General features: G+C 67.4%; 1 protein-coding gene. It reads right to left on the bottom strand.

Annotated elements, in window-relative coordinates; translation table 11 throughout:
- Positions 1 to 669 (bottom strand): malic enzyme-like NAD(P)-binding protein (locus JKL48_RS22895; RefSeq protein ID WP_262896024.1); only part of this gene is annotated, 669 nt, incomplete at both ends.

The following is a 669-nucleotide window of genomic DNA, read 5'->3' as shown; positions in this document are numbered from 1 at the left end:
AATGGGCCAGCAGATGCCCTCGTCGCGCAGAATCTGGGCGGCTTTGAGCACCTTGTAGTTGTCGGCCTCGGCAAAGACCACGCGCTTGGGGTTGGCCTTGGCCGCCGAGGTCATGCGGTTCATCAGCTTCTGGTTCACGCCCAGGCGGGCGCGGAGCTGGTCCTCGTAGGCCGTCCAGTCCTCGATGGGCAGGCGGGCCACGCCGCTGGCCATGGCGGCTTTGGCCACGGCCGGGCTAATGCTGGTGATGAGGCGCGGGTCGAGGGGCTTGGGAATGAGGTAGGCCGGGCCGAAAGACAAGGTGTTGTCGCCGTAGGCTTTGTTCACGATTTCCGGCACCGGTTCCTTGCTCAGGGCGGCCAGCGCGTGCACGGCGGCCAGCTTCATGGCCTCGTTGATTTCGGTGGCGCGCACGTCCAGCGCCCCGCGGAAAATGTAGGGAAAGCCCAGCACGTTGTTCACCTGGTTGGGGTGGTCGGAGCGGCCCGTGGCCATGATGATGTCGGGCCGGGTGGCCAGGGCCAGCTCGTAGGCAATTTCCGGGTCGGGGTTGGCCAGGGCGAACACGATGGGCTGGTCGGCCATCCGCAGCAGCAGCTCGGCCGGCAGCACGTTGGCCGCCGACAGGCCCAGGAACACGTCGGCGCCCTGCATGGCCTCGGCCAGCGT

The sequence above is a fragment of the Hymenobacter rubidus genome, from assembly GCF_016734815.1.
Lineage (GTDB): Bacteria > Bacteroidota > Bacteroidia > Cytophagales > Hymenobacteraceae > Hymenobacter > Hymenobacter rubidus.
This window is presented reverse-complemented; position numbering and strand designations above follow the sequence as displayed.